The sequence below is a fragment of the Shinella sp. AETb1-6 genome (assembly GCF_009826875.1).
Classification (GTDB): domain Bacteria; phylum Pseudomonadota; class Alphaproteobacteria; order Rhizobiales; family Rhizobiaceae; genus Shinella; species Shinella sumterensis.
Window position 1 is genome coordinate 222,046 of the sequence record NZ_WUMM01000007.1, and the last position, 17,690, is coordinate 239,735.

Genomic DNA, 17,690 nt, shown 5'->3' on the forward strand with positions numbered 1-17,690 from the left:
ACGGCTTTGCGCACTGTGCTGAGATGGAGCGCAAAGCCGGAAAATCAAGGGGTATCGGCGTCGTCCATGCCGCGCAGCGCGTTGATCAGCTGCTCCATGTCGGCCGGCGGCGGCGCTTCGAAATGCATGGTTTCACCGGATGTCGGATGCTCGAACTGCAGCATGAAGGCGTGCAGCGCCTGCCGATGGAAACCGTTGACGACGGCGCGGGCCTTTTCGGGCAGGAGATTGGCCTTGGTGCGGAAGGCCGCGCCATATTCGGGATCGCCGATCAGCGGATGGCCGATATGGGCCATATGCACGCGGATCTGGTGTGTGCGGCCCGTCTCCAGGCGGCATTCGACGAGCGAGGCGAGGCTGGTCGCCGCCTCCGTCTCCATGTAGCGCTCGACCACCGTATAGTGCGTGATGGCCTCGCGGGCGTCATCGGCGTCTTCGCGCTTGACGGCCCGCTTGGTCCGGTCATTGCCTCGTCCCAGCGGCGCATCGATGGTGCCCTTCAGCTGGCGGGGGCGGCCCCAGACGACGGCCTGGTAGGCACGTTCCAGCGGGCCGGAGCGGCCGTGATCTGCGAACTGGTCCGAGAGGTGGCGGTGGGCGGCATCGTTCTTCGCGGCGACCATGACGCCGCTCGTTTCCTTGTCGAGCCGGTGCACGATGCCCGGGCGGCGCACGCCGCCGATGCCGGAAAGGCTCGTACCACAATGGGCGATCAGCGCGTTGACGAGCGTGCCCGTCCAGTTGCCGGCGCCGGGATGCACGACGAGCCCCGCGGGCTTGACGAGCACGATCAGGTCGTCGTCCTCGTAGAGCACGTCAAGCGGGATATCCTCGCCCTGGGGTTCGGGGTCTCGGGGAGCGGGGAGCGCCAGTTCCACCACGTCGCCCGGCTGGATCTTGCGCTTCGGCTCCGTCGTGACCTTGCCGTTGACGACGGCCGCGCCTTCCTCGATCAGCGCCTTGATGCGGCTGCGCGAAAAGTCGCCCGCAAGGGTCGCGGCCAGCCACGCATCCATGCGTCCCTCGGCATCTTCGGGCACGGTCAGGACTTTTCTTGTGGCGTCGGCTTCTTTAAAGGGGTCGGTCATCGTTCAATCATACTCATTGCCGGAAGGGCGCCGCCATGTCCAACATCGAAAACGACGATCAGGAAGACAAGCCGCTCGACCCGGTCATGGAAAACGTCCGTCGCAAGATGATGCGCCTGCAACTGATCTCCGGCGGCATCATGTTCCTGATGTTCCTGGCGGTGCTTGCCGCCATTGTCTATAAGATCAACACGCGGGATGGCAAGCCGGAAGCGGTGGCAACCTCCAGCGGCCTGTCCGTGCCGAGCGATGCGCCGGTCAAGGCGACGGCGGTGCTGCCCGACGGCTTTGCCGTGTCGGCCGTATCGCAGTCGGGCGGGCAGATACTCTTCTACGGTGTCATGCCCGGCGGCGCGCGCAAGGCGCTTGTGTTCGATATCGCCGCCGGCCGCATCGTCGCCGAGATCGACGTCGCGGGCAACTGAACCGGATGGCCGCGACACCGGTCCGCATCGATGATCCGGCCGATCCGCGCATCGCCGGCTTCGTTTCCATCCGCGAGCGTGACCTGACCGGCCGGGACGGCCTGTTCATCGCCGAGGGCACCGTGGTGTTGCGCATGCTCGGCCAGCCTGCAGCTTTGGCCAACGGTTTTGCCGCCGAGTCGATCCTGCTCCTGGAAAATCGCCTTTCGGGCGTTGCGGATATCCTGGCGTCGTTTTCGAACACCGTCCCGGTTTATGTCGCGTCGCAGGCGGTGTTCGATGCCGTGGCCGGTTTCAACATGCATCGCGGCGTGCTTGCCCTCGGCCGCAAACCGCCCCTGGACCGGACGGCCTCCCTCATGGATCGCCTGCCGGAGGCGAGCCTTGTGCTCGCCGGCTGCGGCCTTTCCAACCACGACAATGTCGGGTCGATCTTCCGCAACGCCGCGGCCTTCGGGGCCGATGCCGTGTTTCTCGACGAGACGTCCTGCGACCCGCTCTATCGCAAGGCCATCCGCGTCTCCGTCGGCTCGGTCCTGAGCGTGCCGTTCTCGCGCGGCCTTGCGGCCCAGGTCATGCTGGAGCGACTTGCGGCGGAAGGCTTCGAGATCTGGGGGCTTTCGCCGCGCGGCGCGGTTTCCGTGTCGGCCATTCCGGCGACGAGGCGTATTGCGCTGGTGCTGGGCACCGAAGGGGAGGGGTTGCCGGAGAACATCCTGTCCTCCTTCCGCACGGCCCGCATTCCGCAACGGCCGGGGCTCGACAGCCTGAATGTCGCGACGGCCAGCGGAATCGCGCTTTACCAGATCGCGCTTGCGATGGGCCGGGTCGGCTGAGGAGCCGATCAGCTCTCGTCGCTGCCGAGCCGTTCGCGGACCCGGCCTGCCAGGCTTCTGTCGTCGCCTTCGAGTGACGGGTCGATCGTTGCGATCAGATCATGGACAGGCGAGTTGGCGCCTTCGCGCGCCGCGGTCAGCACGATCATCTTGCTGGCGAGATCCGCCATTTCCTCGCGAAGCGCCGCGTCGTTGCCGCCATTGCCCGCTGCCATCAGCCGTTCCGTCAGCGCGGTGCCCTGGTTCCGGACGTCCTCTTCCAGCGTGGCGATATCGATCGGCGGCACCGAATTGGCCTTGACCGGGCGGCGGGGCGTGATCCGGTTGGCGGCGATCGTATGGGCAAGCCCGGTGGTGCGCGCGGCCTTGGCCGCTTCCTTGTTTTCCGCGGTCAGTGTCTTCACCTTGTCCCGAAGGCGATCGATTTCGGCAATACGCCGCTCGATGGCGTTGTCCTTGTCGGCGCTGCCGGCAAGCTCGCGTGTCAGCCGGGTTTCCAGCTGGCGCGCGCGGCCTTCCTCGCGCGACACGCGAAGCTCCAGCGATTTTGCCTTCTCGCCCGCCGTCTTCAGGTCTTCGCGCGCCTTGTCGCGCTCATCCTTCAGGTTGGTGATGCGGCTCTTCAGGGCTTCGATCGTGGTGTCGCGCGTGGCGATATCGATCTTCATATTGTCGATGTCGGCCTCGAAATGCGCGATCGTGGCGTTGAGGCGTTCGATCTCGTCCAGTCGTGCACGGATCTCGCGGTCGGCATTGGCGAGGGCGGCGCGCAACTGCTCGCTCTTCATCTCCTCGCGGCGCAGCGCCGAACGCATGTCGCCAGCCTCGATGTTCATATCGGCGATCTGGGCATGCAGTTCGGCATTTTCCGTGCCGACGGCGGCGGCATCCGCAAGAAGCTTTTCGCTGCGGACCATCTCCTGTGTGCGCTTCTCGCGTTCGCGGCGCACGCTCTGCGCCAGCCGCGCATTTTCGGCGGCAAAGGCGGCGCGGGCCATGTCCTTCTGCGCACGCACTTCCTGCGGGCTGAGCGGCATGGTGGCGCGCATGCGGTCTTCGGTGAACTTGACGACGCGCTTCTGGATGGCCGGCGCGACAAGGAGACCGGTCAGCGTGGCGGCGAGGAAGCCGAGCGCGAAGAGAAGGGCATACTCGATCACGGATCTACCTAACAGCGCCAAGACGGAAGCCCGGCGCGGGACCGGGCGGCTGCATTATAGCGGCTCGCCCGGATTTGCGGGAGGGGGTGTCCTGGCGAAATCAACTTTCGGTTAACCAGGCGGGCCGGGACAGGTTTTCCTTCGATCAGAAGGGGTTCCAGGTCGGCTGGCGTGTCAGTTTGAGATAGCCGGCATTGATGCCGAGCCGCGCGCCGACGCCGGTGCGGATCGGCACCAGAACGATATCGCGGTTGACGTTCACCTGCATGCCGACGCCGGCAATGACATAGGCCGAGCCGGAAACGCCGCCGAAACGATCGTAAAGCGCATTCACGTCAGGCAGATTGTAGACGAGCATCATCGTGCGGCTGCCCTGACCGCCCCAGTCGAGGCCGAGGGACGGGCCCTGCCAGAAAACCGGATGCTGGCCGGCATTCTTGGTGTTCAACGTGCCTTCGCCATAGGTCAGGCCGGCAACGAAGGCACCCGACCCTTCCTGCCCGAGGATATAACCATTGGGCAGGCCGTAGGATTCGAAGGCGCGTTCCACCACCTTGGCCAGCCCGCCGGAAGCCTCACCGAAGAAGCCGTGCCCGGCATCGATGATTTCCTGCATGCTGTACTGATTCGATTGCTGCGCGGCGGCCGGTCCTGCGAGGACGATTGCCATGGCCGCCGCCGTCACGATCCTGAACGCCGCGGTGAGGAGATTTGAACCAATCATATCCCGTTCGCCTTCCTTTTGTTCTAGGCTCCGTTCCTTGCAGCAATTTGATCCGAGGGTATTAACAATCGGTTTACCAAATGTGGTGTCATTATGGCTGTCTTTAAATGGAACACGCCTCGCGCAATTCAGGCGTGCTATGCGTCGCGCGGAATGTATCCGCGTGCGCCTTTGACGAGGCGTCCCGCGATGAATGAATGCGTGGATCTGGGAGAATTTTATGGCGAAAAATCCGAACCTTACGCTGACAGGTCCCGATCTGGCAGCGCTTCTTTGCAGCCGCGTCTGCCATGATGTCATCTCGCCCGTCGGTGCGATCAACAACGGGCTCGAACTGCTCGACGAGGGCGGCGCGGATGCCGAGGCGATGGATCTCATCCGCGCCAGTGCGCTCAATGCATCCGTCCGGCTGAAGTTCGCCCGCCTGGCCTTCGGCGCCTCCGGCTCTGTCGGCGCGTCGATCGATACGGGCGAGGCGGAGAAGGCCGCGCGCGATTTCGCGGCTGCCGAAAAGAAGACGGAAGTCACCTGGACGGGCCCGCGCGCCATCATCCCGAAGAACAAGGTCAAGCTGTTGCTCAACCTGTTCCTCGTGGCCTACAGCGCGATACCGCGCGGCGGTTCGATCGATATCAGCCTCGAGAATCCCGAGACCGACACGGTCTTCAAGCTCGCCGCCAAGGGCCGCATGCTGCGCGTTCCGCCGAAGTTCACGGAACTGCTTTCCGGCACGCCGGAAGAGGCGGTCGATGCCCATTCGATCCAGCCCTATTATACCGTGCTGCTGGCCGATGAAGCCGGCATGGAGCTCGCCGTGGAGCCGGGCGACGACGAGATCGTGTTCTCGGCCCGCTCGATTGTTGCTTCTGAATGATCCGCGTCGGCGGCTGTGGCGTTAACCATGGCCGCTAACGCTTTGTTTGCCAGCCGACGGTAAGCTGCATCTGTATCGTTCCTGCCGGATGGCGGGAGACCTAGGAGCAGATAATGCAGCGGTTGATGATCGCCGACGGTTCCGATGTCGTCCGGAAGGTCGGCAAGCGTATTCTTTCCGGTTTGGATTTCCTCGTTCTCGAAGCGTCCAGTGCCCTTGAAGCGCTGGTGCGCTGTGAGGCGGAATTGCCCAATATCCTCATCGTCGATGCCACCATGGACGGCGCGCTCGAGCTGATCGGCAATGTCCGCAACCTGCCGCAGGGCAAGTCCGTCCGCATCTTCTATTGCGTGGTCGAGGCCGACCTGAAGAAGATGATGATGGGCAAGCGCGCCGGCGCCGACGACTTCCTGCTCAAGCCCTTCGATCGCAAGATCCTGACGCAGGTCTTCGGCAGCCTCTCGATCGCTGCCTGACCAGACGTCCCGTTCAGAAATGTCGCGACGCGGCCGCTCCCCGGAGCCGGCCGCGTTCTGCTTTTCGCGACACAGAAGGCAGGCGGGAACCGCGGCCAAAAGAAAACCCGCCGGCAAGCGGCGGGTTTCGAAATACGTGAGCGGGGAGGGGGATCAGGCGCTCTCGGCGTAGTCGCCGTCCGGTTCGCGCAGCACATAGCCGCGGCCCCAGACCGTCTCGATGTAATTGGCGCCGCCGGCAGCGTTTGCGAGCTTCTTGCGCAGCTTGCAGATGAAGACGTCGATGATCTTCAGTTCCGGCTCGTCCATGCCGCCGTAGAGGTGGTTCAGGAACATTTCCTTGGTGAGCGTCGTGCCCTTGCGCAGCGAGAGCAGCTCGAGCATCTGGTATTCCTTGCCCGTCAGGTGCACGCGCTGGCCGCCGACTTCGACGGTCTTGGCGTCGAGGTTGACGATGAGCTCGCCCGTGGAGATGACCGACTGGGCATGGCCCTTGGAGCGGCGCACGATGGCGTGAATGCGGGCGACCAGTTCGTCCTTGTGGAACGGCTTGGTCATGTAGTCGTCGGCGCCGAAGCCCAGGCCGCGCACCTTATCCTCGATGCCGGCCATGCCGGAGAGGATGAGGATCGGCGTCTTGACCTTGGACAGGCGCAACGTGCGAAGAACTTCGTAACCCGACATGTCGGGCAGGTTCAGGTCGAGCAGGATGATGTCGTAATCATACAGCTTGCCCAGATCCACGCCTTCCTCGCCGAGGTCGGTGGTGTAGACATTAAAGCTTTCGGACTTCAGCATCAGTTCGATGCTCTGCGCTGTCGCGCTATCGTCCTCGATGAGTAGAACCCGCATATCTGTCCCCTTTTCCGCCGCTCAAGGTATCCTGGCCCCCTACGCGATACGGATCCAGTCGTTGCCTGATTTGGAGGCTGCCACGAAATGGTTAACAAATCCTGATTCACTTTGGCAAGGTGTATCGATCTGTTAATTATTTCGGGCAGTCCCCTGATTTTTCATATGAATCAGAATTGTGACTCTTAACATACAAAGTGAAGAAACACAGCTAACCGACTCTTTAGACTCGTCAATGCGGAACATGTCGTTTTTTGCGAACCGCATTTACCGGGCCTTAAACCATGGTCCCTATGATTAACGATGCCCGTAAACGAAAGGTTACCAGCGGTAGGATTTCATTAATCTCGCTGAATTTTTTTTAAGGTCCGGCACTCTGGCCGGTCTGCGGGCGAAAATGACGGTGCGCGGCGCGTGGTGATTCACCATGGTCCGTGTGCCGATTTGGAGTGCCGGTGAGCGGTCGGATGTGTTTTTCGGCGATCGTTCACTTCAATGCCGGGGTCTCGCTATCCACGGGAGTATTGCGTATGAAGTCGCGTGAGAGCCTAGTTCGCCTGAAGGAATTTCAGGTCAAAGACAAGAGACGGCAGCTGGCCCAGCTTCAGTTGATGATGTCCGAATTCGAACGGATGTCGAAGGAACTGGAAACCCAGATCGCCATCGAAGAGAAGAAGTCCGGGATCACAGATCCCACCCACTTCGCCTATCCCACGTTTGCCAAGGCAGCACGGCAGCGGTCCGACAACCTGCAGGTCTCCATTCGGGAACTGAAGGTACAGCAGGACGCGGCCGAACTTTCGCTGGAAGAGGCGGAAGCGGAGTTCGCCAAGGCGGCGGCGCTGGAAGAGCGCGACAACGCGGTGCGTCTGCGCGCCTGAGGACAAGACCTCTGAAGACCCCTCGCGAGTGGCCGCAAGACCGCTCACGAGGGTTCTTGGTGTTTTCAGGCGTTGACGACGTCCGCCCACTCCTTGTGGCGAAGCGCCTGAGCCCGGAAGAACGGGCAGAGCGGCATGATCTTCCAGCCGCCTTTGCGCGCTTCTTCAACGGCATGAGCCGCGAGCGCCTGCCCGACGCCCTTGCCGCGCAGCGCATCGGGAACACCCGTGTGATCGATGATGACGAGCTGCGCCGATGCGCGGGAATAGGTCATTTCCGCTTCGTGCCCCTCGACGACGGTGTAGTAGCGGCCCTTCGAGCCGGTGTCTTCGTGCCGGATGTCCATGATGATGTCCTCGCTCCTTTGCGTTGACGCCATATTTTCCTCTTCCGGGACAGACGGCAAGCTCCGCTGCGGTGAACAGTTCGTGCTGCATCCGGATGCGGCGGGTGGTATCGAAGGCAATTCGAAACGTGAAACCGCCCATGATTCTCGTCGTGCCCGTTCTCCTGGTTCTCTCAGCGATGTCGCTGGCGCTCGGCCTCGTCCTGCCGCTTGTGCATTTCAAGAAGCTCTACTTTTTCAGCGAAACACCGTCGCTGATCGATATCGTCGTTTCGCTCTGGGGGCAGGGGAGTGGCGGCCTGGCGGTGCTGATCGCGCTGTTTTCCATCGTCTTTCCGGTGGTGAAACTGTTCGCCATCACGCTGGAGGCGACAGCGCCCGCGTCGGCCGGCAGCCAGAAGACCTGGCTTGCGCGATTGCTGCCGGTGCTCGGAAAATGGTCGATGATGGATGTCATGCTGGTGGCGCTGGTCATCGTCGCGGCGAAGACGAGCGGCATGGCCTCGGCGTTCACGCAGCCGGGCCTGTGGTTCTATGCAGCCTCGGCCATCATGACGGGCCTTCTGCAAACGACATTGCGGCCGCATTGAGCGGCCGCTGTCGGTCTTGACGAATGGTGGACTTGCCTAGTGGCGGTACTGCTGGATGCGCGTGGTGCGCAGGCCGGCGAGGCCATGGTCGTTGATGGAGGATTGCCAGGACAGGAATTCTTCGACCGTCAGCGTGTAGCGTTCACAGGCTTCCTCGAGGCTGAGCAGCCCGCCACGCACGGCGGCGACGACTTCGGCCTTCCGGCGAATCACCCAGCGCCGTGTATTGGCCGGCGGCAGATCGGCGATCGTCAGTGGGCTGCCATCGGGGCCGATGACGTATTTAACGCGGGGTCGTATCAGATCGGTCATTGTACTCTCTACATAAACGCAAGACCATATGAGCGAACTGTAGCCCGCCACATTTAAGATTTGCCTAAGCGCATGCTAACAATTTTCTAATCTTTTGAGCGGCTTCGCAGGCAAAGCTCCGCTTGGAAACGCTTTACTTTCCGCAACGTCGGGCGGATTGCCCGCCGCATGGCCCGCATGGGAGCCATGCAAATATTTCATTTCTATTTTATTCAAATACTGCTAATACGCGCCAAAATTCGGAGGCGGCTATCGGATCGATGGCACCGGAAGCCTCCAGGAAGCACCCAATCGCATACCATCCGCAAGCTGTTTCCCCTCGGGAGATGGCTTTAAGCGGCGTTTTTCGCCGCCATTTGAACGCCGGGTGCCCCTGAAATTTTCCGGACGAGAATACACCCGAGCCCGGTGCGCAAGCGCCGGCGTTGGAAACGGAAAATGAAAGACCAAGACAACATGCTCGTGCGGCAGGGCTGGTTGCCCGAATTTCTGGTCGCGGCAAACATCGAGACCGTGCAGACCGAATACGAGGTGCTTCACCTCATGCGTCAGTGCGCCAATCATTTCTCCTTCACGCACTTTCTCGTGACGCGCTTTCCGGCGAATGCCCAGCAGCGTTTTGCCGAGCGCTTGATGGTCAGCAACTGGCCGGCCGATCTCGTGCGCAAGTACGATGCGATGAACCTCTTCCACATCAGCCGGCTTGCGCTCGACACGGGTGCGACCAAGCTGCCGGTGCAGGGCGACAGCTCGCTTCTCGCGCCCGCCGACTGGGAGAACACCCAGGCCGGCGAGGCGGTCGCGCTTGCCGAAAGCCATGGGCTTTCCACCTCGACGGCGTTCCTTTTGCACTCCACGACGTCGGACCCCTATCTCATGATGTTTTCCGGCATCCGCAAACCGTTGTCGCGCCCGGAGCTCGCGGAGCTGCATTTCGCCGCGTTGCAGCTTTTCGAATGTCTCGAGAAGACCTTCACGGCGGCCACCGCCGGACGCGAAAAGCTCTCCAGCCGCGAGGTCGAGTGCCTGCGCTGGGCTGCCGCCGGCAAGAGCAGCGACGAGATCGCCGTCATCCTCGGCATTTCCGTCTATACGGTCAGCAGCTACTTCAAGAGCGTGACCCGCAAGCTGAAAGCGGTCAATCGCATGCAGGCCATCGCCATCGCCATGCGCCTGCGCCTCATCTGAGGGCGTCGGACGCGCTGGTGGTCCGAACGAGGCGGTTTCAGGCCTTCTCTTGCCCTTGGAGCGGCAAGTTTCTATATGTCGCCCGAAAGGCGCTCCGGTTTGACGGGGCGCCGCAACGGCCGATTTCGGCCCCAGGACAAGGTGTCCGGTGACAAGGGTCCCGCGCACCGGAACGGACCTCGCGTGAACAGTCTCGATTTCGATCGCAAGCCGGAAGATACCCGCGTCGTCGTCGCCATGTCCGGCGGCGTCGATAGTTCCGTCGTGGCCGGCATTCTGAAACGCGAGGGCTACGACGTTCTCGGCATCACGCTGCAGCTCTATGACCATGGTGCGGCCGTGCACCGCGCCGGCTCCTGCTGTGCCGGCCAGGACATCGATGATGCGCGCCGTGTGTGCGAAACGCTGGGCATTCCCCATTACGTGCTCGACTACGAGAAGCGTTTCCGCGAAACGGTGATCAATCCCTTCGCCGAAAGCTACGTCGCCGGCGAAACGCCGATCCCCTGCGTCGCCTGCAACCAGACCGTCAAGTTCGCCGATCTTCTGGCGACCGCCAAGGATCTCGGCGCGGACGCACTGGCGACGGGGCATTATATCCGCTCGCGACCCAACCCGGTGCCGGGCGCGCCGGAGCGCCGCGCGCTCTATCGCCCCGTCGATGCGGAACGCGACCAGAGCTATTTCCTTTTCGCCACCACCCAGGAACAGATCGACTACCTGCGCTTTCCGCTCGGCCATCTTTCCAAGGCTGAAACCCGCGCGCTGGCCGAAGACATGGGCCTTGTCGTCGCCAAGAAGGCGGATAGCCAGGACATCTGTTTCGTTCCGCAGGGCAAGTATTCCGATATCGTCAACAAGCTGAAGCCCAACGCCGCACTGGCCGGTGACATCGTGCATATCGATGGCCGCCATCTGGGACAGCATGACGGTATCCTGCACTACACGATCGGCCAGCGCCGCGGCATCGGCGTGGCGACGGGGGAACCGCTTTATGTGGTCTATCTCGATGCGCGCTCGCGGCGCGTGATCGTCGGCCCGAAGGAAGCGCTCGAAACGCGCCGCCTTTATCTGCGTGACATCAACTGGCTCGGAGACGGCGATCTCGATGCCGTCGCCGCCGCCGGCTTCGATTGCTACGCCAAGGTCCGTTCCACCCGTCCGCCGCGCCCGGCGCGCCTTCAGGCGAACGAAGGCGGCATCTATGTCGAGCTTGAAGAAGGCGAGGCCGGTGTCGCTCCGGGGCAGGCCTGTGCACTTTACTCCGGCGAAGGCGAGGATGCCCGCATCTATGGCGGCGGTTTCATCCAGCGCTCCGAGCGGGAGCCCGCGGCCGAAGAGGCGTTGAAGCGCATCCTGTCGACCCCGGTCGCCGCCTAGCGCCAAGCCCTTGCCAAGGCCCTTGCGGACAAAGCGATTTTTCCTGCGAAGGTCGCTTGACACCCGCGGGAACAGCGCCTTATAAGCCGCGCACCGGACGCGAACGCACATCGTTGTCGATCGTCCCTTCGGGCGGCGGAGTAGCTCAGTAGGTTAGAGCAGAGGAATCATAATCCTTGTGTCGGGGGTTCGAATCCCTCCTCCGCTACCATCGAATTTTCCCGGGAAATCATATCGAGAATGCGCGTTCGAAGGACGGCATACGTCGACACCGTCCGTTGTTTAACGAACGGGGAAGCTCTCCCGTATAGGATGCTGCCAGTTTATTCCCGCCCGTTGCGCGTCACCGCGCAGGTGGCTTGCAACGTGCGAAATGCATTATGACTGAAACGCCGTCCTCATCTCTTCTGTCGATCGTCCGGCTTTCGGATTTTTCGCCGTTCCAGCGGGAGCCGCAGCGGCCGGCGGAATTCAGGACGGATGATTTCGATCGCAAGTTCGATAGCGATGTCCTGATCTACGATGCGTTTCGCCGGCTGGATGGCAAGGTCGTGCTGCTCGGGCCGCCGCTTTTCAATCTCGAGCCGCTGCTGCGGCCTGACAGCATCCGTGCGCTGCCCGGCAACGGCGTCTGTGCGTTTCGTTACCGCAAGCTCGACCGCCATATGCAGATCATCGTGGAGGCGCCGACCGATTGCACGGCCCTCTCGCTGACCCTCGGGGGGCACCGCGCCGAGGTGGTCGTCGGGGCCAATCTGTCCGAACGCTTTGCCGGGCGTCGCGTGCTGCTGACGAAAACCAAGAACAACGATCCGGTTTGGATCCGCGACTGGGTAAGCTTCAACCAACGGTTCCATGGTGCAGATGCGTTGCTGCTCTATGACAACCTTTCGGATACTGACGTGACCCAGGCCGTGAAGGAGGAGCTTCGCAGGCTCGGGGGGCTTGAAGCCGTCGAGGTGTTGTCGTGGCCCTTCAAGTTCGGACCGCAGGGGCTCGATGCCCGCCGGTTCTGGGATTCGGATTTCTGTGAACTGGGTGCATTGGAGCATGCCCGTTGGCGCCTGCTTGCAGAGGCGCGTTCGGTGCAGACCGGCGATGTCGATGAACTGCTGTTGTCGACGTCGGGCAGGAGCGTGTTCGCTGCCGCCGAAAAGGATCCGTTCGGCGTCGTGCGTTATCGCGGCCGCTGGATCGTCGGGACAGACAGGACGAAGGTCCTGGATGGTACGCTCCGGCGGCATGCGCAGTACGATACCGTTTTACGCCGCCGAATGGCACGCCGGCTGGGCCTGCTTGCCTATGATAGCGTTGCTTGTCCTCCGAAGTGGACGGCCGTGCCGCGGCGCTGCCCGGAAAAGGCCCAGTGGGGCGTGCATCGCATTCTAAGCTGGCTGCCGGCAATGCGGGTAAGTACGGATTTCTGCTATCGGCACTTCCGCGAGATCACCAGCAACTGGAAGTACGATCGCCTCGATCGCGACGCCTTCGATCCCGCCGTGCACGAGATCGATCAGGACCTGATCGATTATTTCGCGCGGTGGAAAGCGGGCTGACGTCGTTCGGGAATCAGGCCAGCCTGGCGCGCAGTCGGACCAACATCGTCCAGGCCGTCGCGCGCAGCGAGAGCACGTCGAGCAGGATGGCCGAAAGGCCGTAGGCGGCGATGCCGACGCTGACGGCGAGCAGCAGCGACAGGGCCGGTCCGAAGGGGCTCATGGCCAGCACGGCGAATGTCGATCCGGCCATGATCGCCGTGGCGAGGGTCACCTTGCCGATATCCGTCAGCCGGAAGGATAGCGGCTGGGCCCGGAACGACAGCACGTAACCGAGGACCATGCCGCAGAATTCGGTGAAGACGAGCGCCCAGGCCGCGCCGACGAGGCCATAGGACGGTACGAGCAGGAACATCGCGCCCAGATTGACCGCGAGCATCGCCAGCCCCTGATAGAGCATCATCGACGGCTTCCGGCCGAGATGGAAGCTTGCATGCACATATTGCTGGGTGATCGCCTGGAACAGCCAGGAGAAGGCGAGGATCGGCATGACCGTTTCGCCCGCCTCGCGAAATTCTGCGCCCAGCATCAGCTGCGAGAGCGGGCGCGCGACAAGCGCCAATCCTACGACCGCCGGCAGCACGACGGCCAGCAGCAACTCGGCGCTGCGCTCCAGATGATGGCGGGCGGCCACAGGCTCGTCGTTCGCCAACAGCCTCGCCGCGACGGGAATGATGGCCGAGCCGATGGCGATGGACGGGAAGAGAATGATCTGCCGCACGAGATCGGCGACGGCGCCGTAGGTTCCGGCACCGGCCTCGCCGAGATAGGCGAGGATGATGAGGCGGTCCAGCAGGGCGTGCAGCGCAAAGGCGCCGCCCGAAATGGTCATCGGCACGCCGAACTGCACGAGATTGCGCAGGATCGCCTGGTCGAAGCCGCGGCGGGGCGCCCGCCAGACGCTGGGCGCGGAAACCAGTGCCGCCAGCGCATAGCCCAGACAGATGCCGATCAGGAAGCCTTCCCCTCCGTAACCCGCAAGCACGAAAACCATGGAAAGGGCGAAGGAAGCGACCGAACGCAGGATGACGGCGCGCGCATAGGAGCCCGCCTCCTGCCTGACCCGGAAGATATCCTGGCCGAATTCGAAGAAGGCGAGGAGGAAAGCGACGAGGACGGCGAACGCGCCCTGCCAGAACGGCACATTCGCGAGGACGGATGCGATGCCGGCCGTAACTGGGGCGAGCAGCAGCAGGCCGAGATAGCAGACGAGGGCGGTGCCGCGCATATCCGTTTCCGGTCCGCCGTGATTGAAGCGGACGACGGAAAGCCGGATCCAGGAGAAGGCGATTGCCGAGATCACGCCGGCAAGCCCCATGACGACGACGTAGAGGCCGTATTGATCGGGCGTCAAGAGATGCGTGAAGACGACGATGGACAAGAAGCCGAGGATCGCCGACACCATATGCGCCGCAAGATATGTGGAAGCCTGCCGCAACATGCCTCAGGCCCCCGCGATGGCCTGTTTGATCGTCCGCATCATCGGCTTTTCCCTGTAGTCCTCGTCCAGTGGCAGTGGTCGGTTGACCTGTCCGTCCGCGCGCTTGTACCAGATGGGAACCCAGGTATAGCGGTCCGTTATGCCCCATGTGACGACGGCGGTCGGCCGCGTGACGTCAAGGATTGCGCCCAGGAGGGCGCCGACGCGCTTGGCGGCGATCGCGTCTCTCTCCTTGATGTCGGCGGGAAGCTGGTCGTCGATCACATCGAGTTCCGTCACCAGGACGTCGAGACCCATATCCTTGACGTCCGACACGAAACGCGAAACCTCGTCCTTGTCGATCTCTTCGTTGCCGGGAAGGTGGGCCTGGAAGCCGAGCGCCTGAACGGGCACATCACGGTCGCGCAAGCGGTGCAACAGATCGAGCATCGCCCGGCGGCGCGCGCTGGATTTCGCCGTCGCTGCCTCGAGCCCGTAGTCGTTGATAACGAGCTGGGCAGCCGGGTCGGCGGCGCGGGCGGTGTGGAACGCGAGGTCGATGTAATATTCGCCGAGATTGGCCGACCAGACGGAGTCGCGCAGGCCCACACGCGGTCCATCATCGGAAAGCGCCTCGTTGACGACGTCCCAGCTCGGGATGCGTCCCTTGTAGCGCCCGACGACGGTTTCGATATGCGTCATCAGCTCCCGGCTCGTCTCGGTCTCGCCCTTCAGTTGCAGCGCCCAGTCCGGCATGGCGGCATACCAGGCAAGCGTATGGCCGCGCATCTTCATGCCGTTGGCTTCTGCAAAGGCGATGAGGCGGTCGGGCTGGTCATAGACATATTGCGAGGGGGAGGGGCGCAGATCCGCCCATTTCAACCCGCCTTCGCCCACGAGGAGCTGGCAGTGCTCGATGAGGGCCTTCTGGTAGGCGGCGTCCGTCTGGAGCGGCCCGTCGCTGACGGCGGCCCCGAAGGGAATGGCCGAATGCGATGCGGCGGCGGCGCCCTCGAAGAGCCCGCGGGTCCACAGTGCAAGACCGGCGGCGCCGGCCGCCGTGACGAAATCTCGTCTGCGCATTCAAGCCACACTTTCCGTTCGACCCGCGGCGCTTCATGCGCGCAAGGCTGCGCCAGCGGGGCTGGCTTGTTCCCGCGATCATAGGGCCGACGGGTAATTGCAACGTTAAGAGTAGTCCTTAACGCGTTCTTCAGACGGCAAATCTAAAGTCGGAACCATCGTCGCGATCCCTGCACCGGTCGCGCGCGGCTCGATTTCGCGGAAAATGTAATGAACAGCACCCCTCTCGACAGCAACGTGGACGCCGTGGTCTGCATCCCGACCTTCCGCCGCCCGGACTGGCTGCGCCAGACGCTCGAATCCGTGCTCTCGCAGAAAACCGACTTTCCCTTCGCCATCGTGGTCGTTGACAACGACGCGGCCAATCCCGCCGGCCACGCCGTGGCGAAGGCGATGCTCAATACGACCGATATACCCTCCACATTGGAGATCGAGCCGTCGCAGGGCAATTGTCATGCGATCAACCGCGCCTTTTCCTCCGCGCTCGACACCTATCCGTCGGCGCGCTGGTTTCTGATGATCGATGACGACGAGATCGCCGAAGCCGGCTGGCTGCAACATATGGTGGAGACGGCGCGACGCACCGCTGCCGATATCGTCGGCGGGCCCGTCACGCGGACATTCGATGCGGATGTGCCTGCGTCCATCCGCAACCATGCGATCTTTGGTTCCATCGAGGGCGCGACCCGTCAGGTCAATATGATCCACGGATCGGGAAACTGCCTGATCGCGCGGCACGTCTTCGAACGCTTCGGAGCACCGTTCTTCGACCTGCGTTTCAATTTTCTGGGCGGCGGCGACATGGAGTTCTTCACCCGCTGCCGGCTCGCCGGATACAAGACGTGGTGGTGCGCCGAGGCGATCATCCACGAGACGGTTCCGTCCGACCGGTCCAATCCGAAGTGGCTCATGAAGCGGTCGATCCGTATAGGCAGCATCAATTTCGTGATTGACCGGCTGCATATGGGCGCCTTTGCCGGCGTGAAGGTCTTTGCGAAGAACCTCGTCAGCCTCAGTCTCGGCGTCGTGCGCTCGCTGGGGATCCTGTTGCGGACGGGCGAGATCGTTCCGGCGACGCATCCGCTGCTGATGTCGGTTGGCCGCATGGCGCCGCTTCTGGGGCTAACGCCGCGGCCGTATGAGGCGAAGGCCTGAGGTTCATCCGCGTCGTGCGCGTTTGCCGGCAACGGCCGGACCATCGCCCTTCGAAAGCTTCGAGCGGGCCTGCAGGCCCAGACCGAAGACGCTGAGCAGGATGGTGAACCACACCGGCCCGGTGTTCACGTAGAAAGCGCTTTCCAGGCACGACAGGAAAAGGCCGAAAAGCCAGATCCGCAGGAAGAGCCGTGTGAGGCGGATATCGTTTTCGCTTTCCAGCGCTGCGGCGGCGTTGCGCAGCGGCGAATACACCATCCAGACCAATGTCAGGATCAGGCCGGGAACGCCGGCATTCACCATCGCTTCCACATAGGCATTGTGGGCGTTTGCCGCCGTCACGGCCCAGGTTTCGAGGGCGGCGTCGCTGTCGAACAGCGCCTGGGTCTGCCAGAAGGACTGGAAGCCGTAGCCCAGCAGCGGCCGCTGTTCGATGGCGTCGATGGAGAGCCGCCAGATGGAACTCCGGTCCGTGAAGGTTGCATCGACGCCGAGGCTCGTCAGCGTGTCCGCAACCGAGGGCGACAATGCCGAGCCGAGGAGGATGGTGTTGGCGACGATGAGGATGCCCCACACCATCAGCCCCCGGATCTTTCTGAACCGCTCGAAGGCCCAGGCGACGACCAGGGTGAAGGGCACCATGATCGTCGAGGTCTTGCCGCCGGAAAACAGGACGAAAAGCAGCGCGCCGACCGCCAGCGCCCAGCCCAGGCGTTTCGACCCGGTGGACGCGATGTAGAGCCCGATGAAGACGGCCATCGCCATGGCGGCGGCGGTGATGTTCTTGTGGCTGTAGATGCCGCGCCAACTGCCGGCGAGCGAAGCTTCGAGCCCGTCCGTCGCCTGGTGGATAGCGCGCACCGGCAGCGCGATCACGCCCATATAGGAGAGGCCGACGACGATGCTGACGATGCAGGCGAGGGTGAAGGTGAAGTCCGCCTGGCTGCGCGGCACGAGCAGGAAGGCGTTCGCGCAGAAACAGACGATGACCACGAACATCATGCGCCGGAAGCCGGCGGAAGGGTCGTTGCCGAGCAGGGCCGTGGCCGTGAACCACACGAGAATGAGCGCCAGGAGAAGGCGCTGCTGGAAGATGAGCTTCCACGCCTTCGTGGCCGCGAGGCTGGCGAGGACACCGCCGGCCATGAGCAGCACGATGACCTGATTGAGCGCACTGGAGTTCGCGCCCCATCCGGCGTCCGATGTCAGTTCGGACATGTCGGGCAGCGGCGAAAGCGTGATCCAGAAATACGCCATCACGATGAAGAGGATGGGCCTGACCGAGCGGCGGCTTGCGGAGGTCTCGTGCTCGAAGGGCTTGATGACGGCGGTCGTTGCCATGC

At 62.9% G+C, this 17,690-nt stretch carries 19 protein-coding genes and 1 tRNA gene; 11 read left to right on the forward strand and 9 right to left on the reverse strand.

The window, feature by feature from the left end; translation table 11 throughout:
• Positions 1-44: 44 nt before the first annotated feature.
• The gene (locus tag GR158_RS14855; protein WP_160871600.1) at positions 45-1,088 is read right to left on the reverse strand and encodes an RluA family pseudouridine synthase; all 1,044 of its coding nucleotides are present in this window, start codon (positions 1,086-1,088) and stop codon (positions 45-47) included.
• 35 nt (positions 1,089-1,123) lie between these two features.
• Between GR158_RS14855 and GR158_RS14860 the strand changes: the two genes are divergently transcribed.
• Both GR158_RS14860 and GR158_RS14865 read left to right on the forward strand, forming a co-directional pair.
• Entirely contained in the window at positions 1,124-1,513 is a 390-nt protein-coding gene (locus GR158_RS14860) for a hypothetical protein (protein ID WP_160871601.1), read from the forward strand.
• A 5-nt stretch (positions 1,514-1,518) separates the two neighbouring features.
• On the forward strand, positions 1,519-2,349 hold the full coding sequence (locus tag GR158_RS14865) for an RNA methyltransferase (RefSeq protein ID WP_160871602.1): 831 nt from the start codon (positions 1,519-1,521) through the stop codon (positions 2,347-2,349).
• An 8-nt stretch (positions 2,350-2,357) separates the two neighbouring features.
• On the opposite strand, the gene GR158_RS14870 is transcribed toward GR158_RS14865, so the two are convergent.
• A complete protein-coding gene (locus GR158_RS14870) occupies positions 2,358-3,509 on the reverse strand; it encodes a hypothetical protein (RefSeq protein WP_134645735.1) in 1,152 nt (383 codons plus the stop codon).
• A gap of 145 nt (positions 3,510-3,654) precedes the next feature.
• Complete coding sequence (locus tag GR158_RS14875) at positions 3,655-4,179, reverse strand: DUF1134 domain-containing protein (RefSeq protein WP_370340519.1); 525 nt, start codon at positions 4,177-4,179, stop codon at positions 3,655-3,657.
• A 274-nt stretch (positions 4,180-4,453) separates the two neighbouring features.
• Between GR158_RS14875 and chpT the strand changes: the two genes are divergently transcribed.
• Both chpT and GR158_RS14885 read left to right on the forward strand, forming a co-directional pair.
• Entirely contained in the window at positions 4,454-5,107 is a 654-nt protein-coding gene (gene chpT / locus GR158_RS14880; RefSeq protein WP_160871603.1) for a histidine phosphotransferase ChpT, read from the forward strand.
• Between the two features lie 113 nt (positions 5,108-5,220).
• Positions 5,221-5,583: a PleD family two-component system response regulator gene (locus GR158_RS14885; RefSeq protein ID WP_134645729.1), complete on the forward strand. Its 363-nt coding sequence runs from the start codon at positions 5,221-5,223 to the stop codon at positions 5,581-5,583.
• Between the two features lie 153 nt (positions 5,584-5,736).
• Here GR158_RS14885 and ctrA read toward each other — a convergent pair whose 3' ends face one another.
• Positions 5,737-6,435, reverse strand: coding sequence for a response regulator transcription factor CtrA (ctrA, locus tag GR158_RS14890; RefSeq protein WP_018327818.1), 699 nt, complete (start codon positions 6,433-6,435; stop codon positions 5,737-5,739).
• A gap of 530 nt (positions 6,436-6,965) precedes the next feature.
• Here ctrA and GR158_RS14895 point away from each other — a divergent pair.
• Positions 6,966-7,316, forward strand: coding sequence for a flagellar export protein FliJ (locus GR158_RS14895; RefSeq protein WP_134650592.1), 351 nt, complete (start codon positions 6,966-6,968; stop codon positions 7,314-7,316).
• Between the two features lie 65 nt (positions 7,317-7,381).
• Here GR158_RS14895 and GR158_RS14900 read toward each other — a convergent pair whose 3' ends face one another.
• Entirely contained in the window at positions 7,382-7,663 is a 282-nt protein-coding gene (locus tag GR158_RS14900; protein ID WP_134650662.1) for a GNAT family N-acetyltransferase, read from the reverse strand.
• Positions 7,664-7,758: 95 nt separating this feature from the next.
• On the opposite strand from GR158_RS14900, the gene GR158_RS14905 reads away from it, so the two are divergent.
• Positions 7,759-8,253: a paraquat-inducible protein A gene (locus GR158_RS14905; RefSeq protein ID WP_160871604.1), complete on the forward strand. Its 495-nt coding sequence runs from the start codon at positions 7,759-7,761 to the stop codon at positions 8,251-8,253.
• Between the two features lie 36 nt (positions 8,254-8,289).
• Here the strand turns inward: GR158_RS14905 and GR158_RS14910 are convergent, their stop codons facing one another.
• Entirely contained in the window at positions 8,290-8,565 is a 276-nt protein-coding gene (locus GR158_RS14910) for a DUF1153 domain-containing protein (protein ID WP_023515011.1), read from the reverse strand.
• A gap of 438 nt (positions 8,566-9,003) precedes the next feature.
• On the opposite strand from GR158_RS14910, the gene GR158_RS14915 reads away from it, so the two are divergent.
• The 4 genes from GR158_RS14915 (at position 9,004) to GR158_RS14930 (ending at position 12,689) form a co-directional block, all read left to right on the forward strand.
• Positions 9,004-9,753 (forward strand): LuxR family transcriptional regulator, encoded by a 750-nt coding sequence (locus GR158_RS14915; protein ID WP_134650594.1) that lies wholly within the window; start codon positions 9,004-9,006, stop codon positions 9,751-9,753.
• 183 nt (positions 9,754-9,936) lie between these two features.
• Positions 9,937-11,133 carry a tRNA 2-thiouridine(34) synthase MnmA gene (gene mnmA / locus GR158_RS14920; RefSeq protein WP_134650595.1) on the forward strand — a complete coding sequence of 399 codons (1,197 nt, stop codon included), beginning with the start codon at positions 9,937-9,939 and terminating at the stop codon, positions 11,131-11,133.
• A 134-nt stretch (positions 11,134-11,267) separates the two neighbouring features.
• A tRNA-Met gene (locus tag GR158_RS14925) sits at positions 11,268-11,344 on the forward strand.
• A gap of 169 nt (positions 11,345-11,513) precedes the next feature.
• Positions 11,514-12,689, forward strand: coding sequence for a hypothetical protein (locus GR158_RS14930; RefSeq protein WP_160871605.1), 1,176 nt, complete (start codon positions 11,514-11,516; stop codon positions 12,687-12,689).
• Between the two features lie 13 nt (positions 12,690-12,702).
• Here GR158_RS14930 and GR158_RS14935 read toward each other — a convergent pair whose 3' ends face one another.
• Together GR158_RS14935 and GR158_RS14940 are read right to left on the reverse strand one after the other, a co-directional pair.
• Positions 12,703-14,130, reverse strand: coding sequence for a polysaccharide biosynthesis C-terminal domain-containing protein (locus tag GR158_RS14935; RefSeq protein WP_134650597.1), 1,428 nt, complete (start codon positions 14,128-14,130; stop codon positions 12,703-12,705).
• Positions 14,131-14,133: 3 nt separating this feature from the next.
• Entirely contained in the window at positions 14,134-15,192 is a 1,059-nt protein-coding gene (locus GR158_RS14940) for an endo-1,4-beta-xylanase (protein WP_160871606.1), read from the reverse strand.
• Positions 15,193-15,402: 210 nt separating this feature from the next.
• Here GR158_RS14940 and GR158_RS14945 point away from each other — a divergent pair, with 210 nt between their 5' ends.
• The gene (locus tag GR158_RS14945; protein WP_160871607.1) at positions 15,403-16,347 is read left to right on the forward strand and encodes a glycosyltransferase family 2 protein; all 945 of its coding nucleotides are present in this window, start codon (positions 15,403-15,405) and stop codon (positions 16,345-16,347) included.
• A 3-nt stretch (positions 16,348-16,350) separates the two neighbouring features.
• On the opposite strand, the gene GR158_RS14950 is transcribed toward GR158_RS14945, so the two are convergent.
• The gene (locus tag GR158_RS14950) at positions 16,351-17,688 is read right to left on the reverse strand and encodes an O-antigen ligase (RefSeq protein ID WP_160871608.1); all 1,338 of its coding nucleotides are present in this window, start codon (positions 17,686-17,688) and stop codon (positions 16,351-16,353) included.
• Positions 17,689-17,690 lie beyond the last annotated feature (2 nt).

Excerpts from the sequence above, each read along its gene's own strand:
- GR158_RS14915 (WP_134650594.1), top strand. The coding sequence starts at position 9,004 with ATGAAAGACCAAGACAACATGCTCGTGCGGCAGGGCTGGTTGCCCGAA.
- GR158_RS14910 (WP_023515011.1), bottom strand. The coding sequence starts at position 8,565 with ATGACCGATCTGATACGACCCCGCGTTAAATACGTCATCGGCCCCGAT.
- GR158_RS14935 (WP_134650597.1), bottom strand. The coding sequence starts at position 14,130 with ATGTTGCGGCAGGCTTCCACATATCTTGCGGCGCATATGGTGTCGGCG.
- chpT (WP_160871603.1), top strand. The coding sequence starts at position 4,454 with ATGGCGAAAAATCCGAACCTTACGCTGACAGGTCCCGATCTGGCAGCG.
- ctrA (WP_018327818.1), bottom strand. The coding sequence starts at position 6,435 with ATGCGGGTTCTACTCATCGAGGACGATAGCGCGACAGCGCAGAGCATC.
- GR158_RS14860 (WP_160871601.1), top strand. The coding sequence starts at position 1,124 with ATGTCCAACATCGAAAACGACGATCAGGAAGACAAGCCGCTCGACCCG.
- GR158_RS14875 (WP_370340519.1), bottom strand. The coding sequence starts at position 4,179 with ATGGCAATCGTCCTCGCAGGACCGGCCGCCGCGCAGCAATCGAATCAG.
- GR158_RS14865 (WP_160871602.1), top strand. The coding sequence starts at position 1,519 with ATGGCCGCGACACCGGTCCGCATCGATGATCCGGCCGATCCGCGCATC.
- GR158_RS14950 (WP_160871608.1), bottom strand. The coding sequence starts at position 17,688 with ATGGCAACGACCGCCGTCATCAAGCCCTTCGAGCACGAGACCTCCGCA.
- GR158_RS14930 (WP_160871605.1), top strand. The coding sequence starts at position 11,514 with ATGACTGAAACGCCGTCCTCATCTCTTCTGTCGATCGTCCGGCTTTCG.
- GR158_RS14855 (WP_160871600.1), bottom strand. The coding sequence starts at position 1,088 with ATGACCGACCCCTTTAAAGAAGCCGACGCCACAAGAAAAGTCCTGACC.
- GR158_RS14945 (WP_160871607.1), top strand. The coding sequence starts at position 15,403 with ATGAACAGCACCCCTCTCGACAGCAACGTGGACGCCGTGGTCTGCATC.
- GR158_RS14905 (WP_160871604.1), top strand. The coding sequence starts at position 7,759 with ATGCGGCGGGTGGTATCGAAGGCAATTCGAAACGTGAAACCGCCCATG.
- GR158_RS14895 (WP_134650592.1), top strand. The coding sequence starts at position 6,966 with ATGAAGTCGCGTGAGAGCCTAGTTCGCCTGAAGGAATTTCAGGTCAAA.
- GR158_RS14885 (WP_134645729.1), top strand. The coding sequence starts at position 5,221 with ATGCAGCGGTTGATGATCGCCGACGGTTCCGATGTCGTCCGGAAGGTC.
- GR158_RS14900 (WP_134650662.1), bottom strand. The coding sequence starts at position 7,663 with ATGGACATCCGGCACGAAGACACCGGCTCGAAGGGCCGCTACTACACC.
- GR158_RS14940 (WP_160871606.1), bottom strand. The coding sequence starts at position 15,192 with ATGCGCAGACGAGATTTCGTCACGGCGGCCGGCGCCGCCGGTCTTGCA.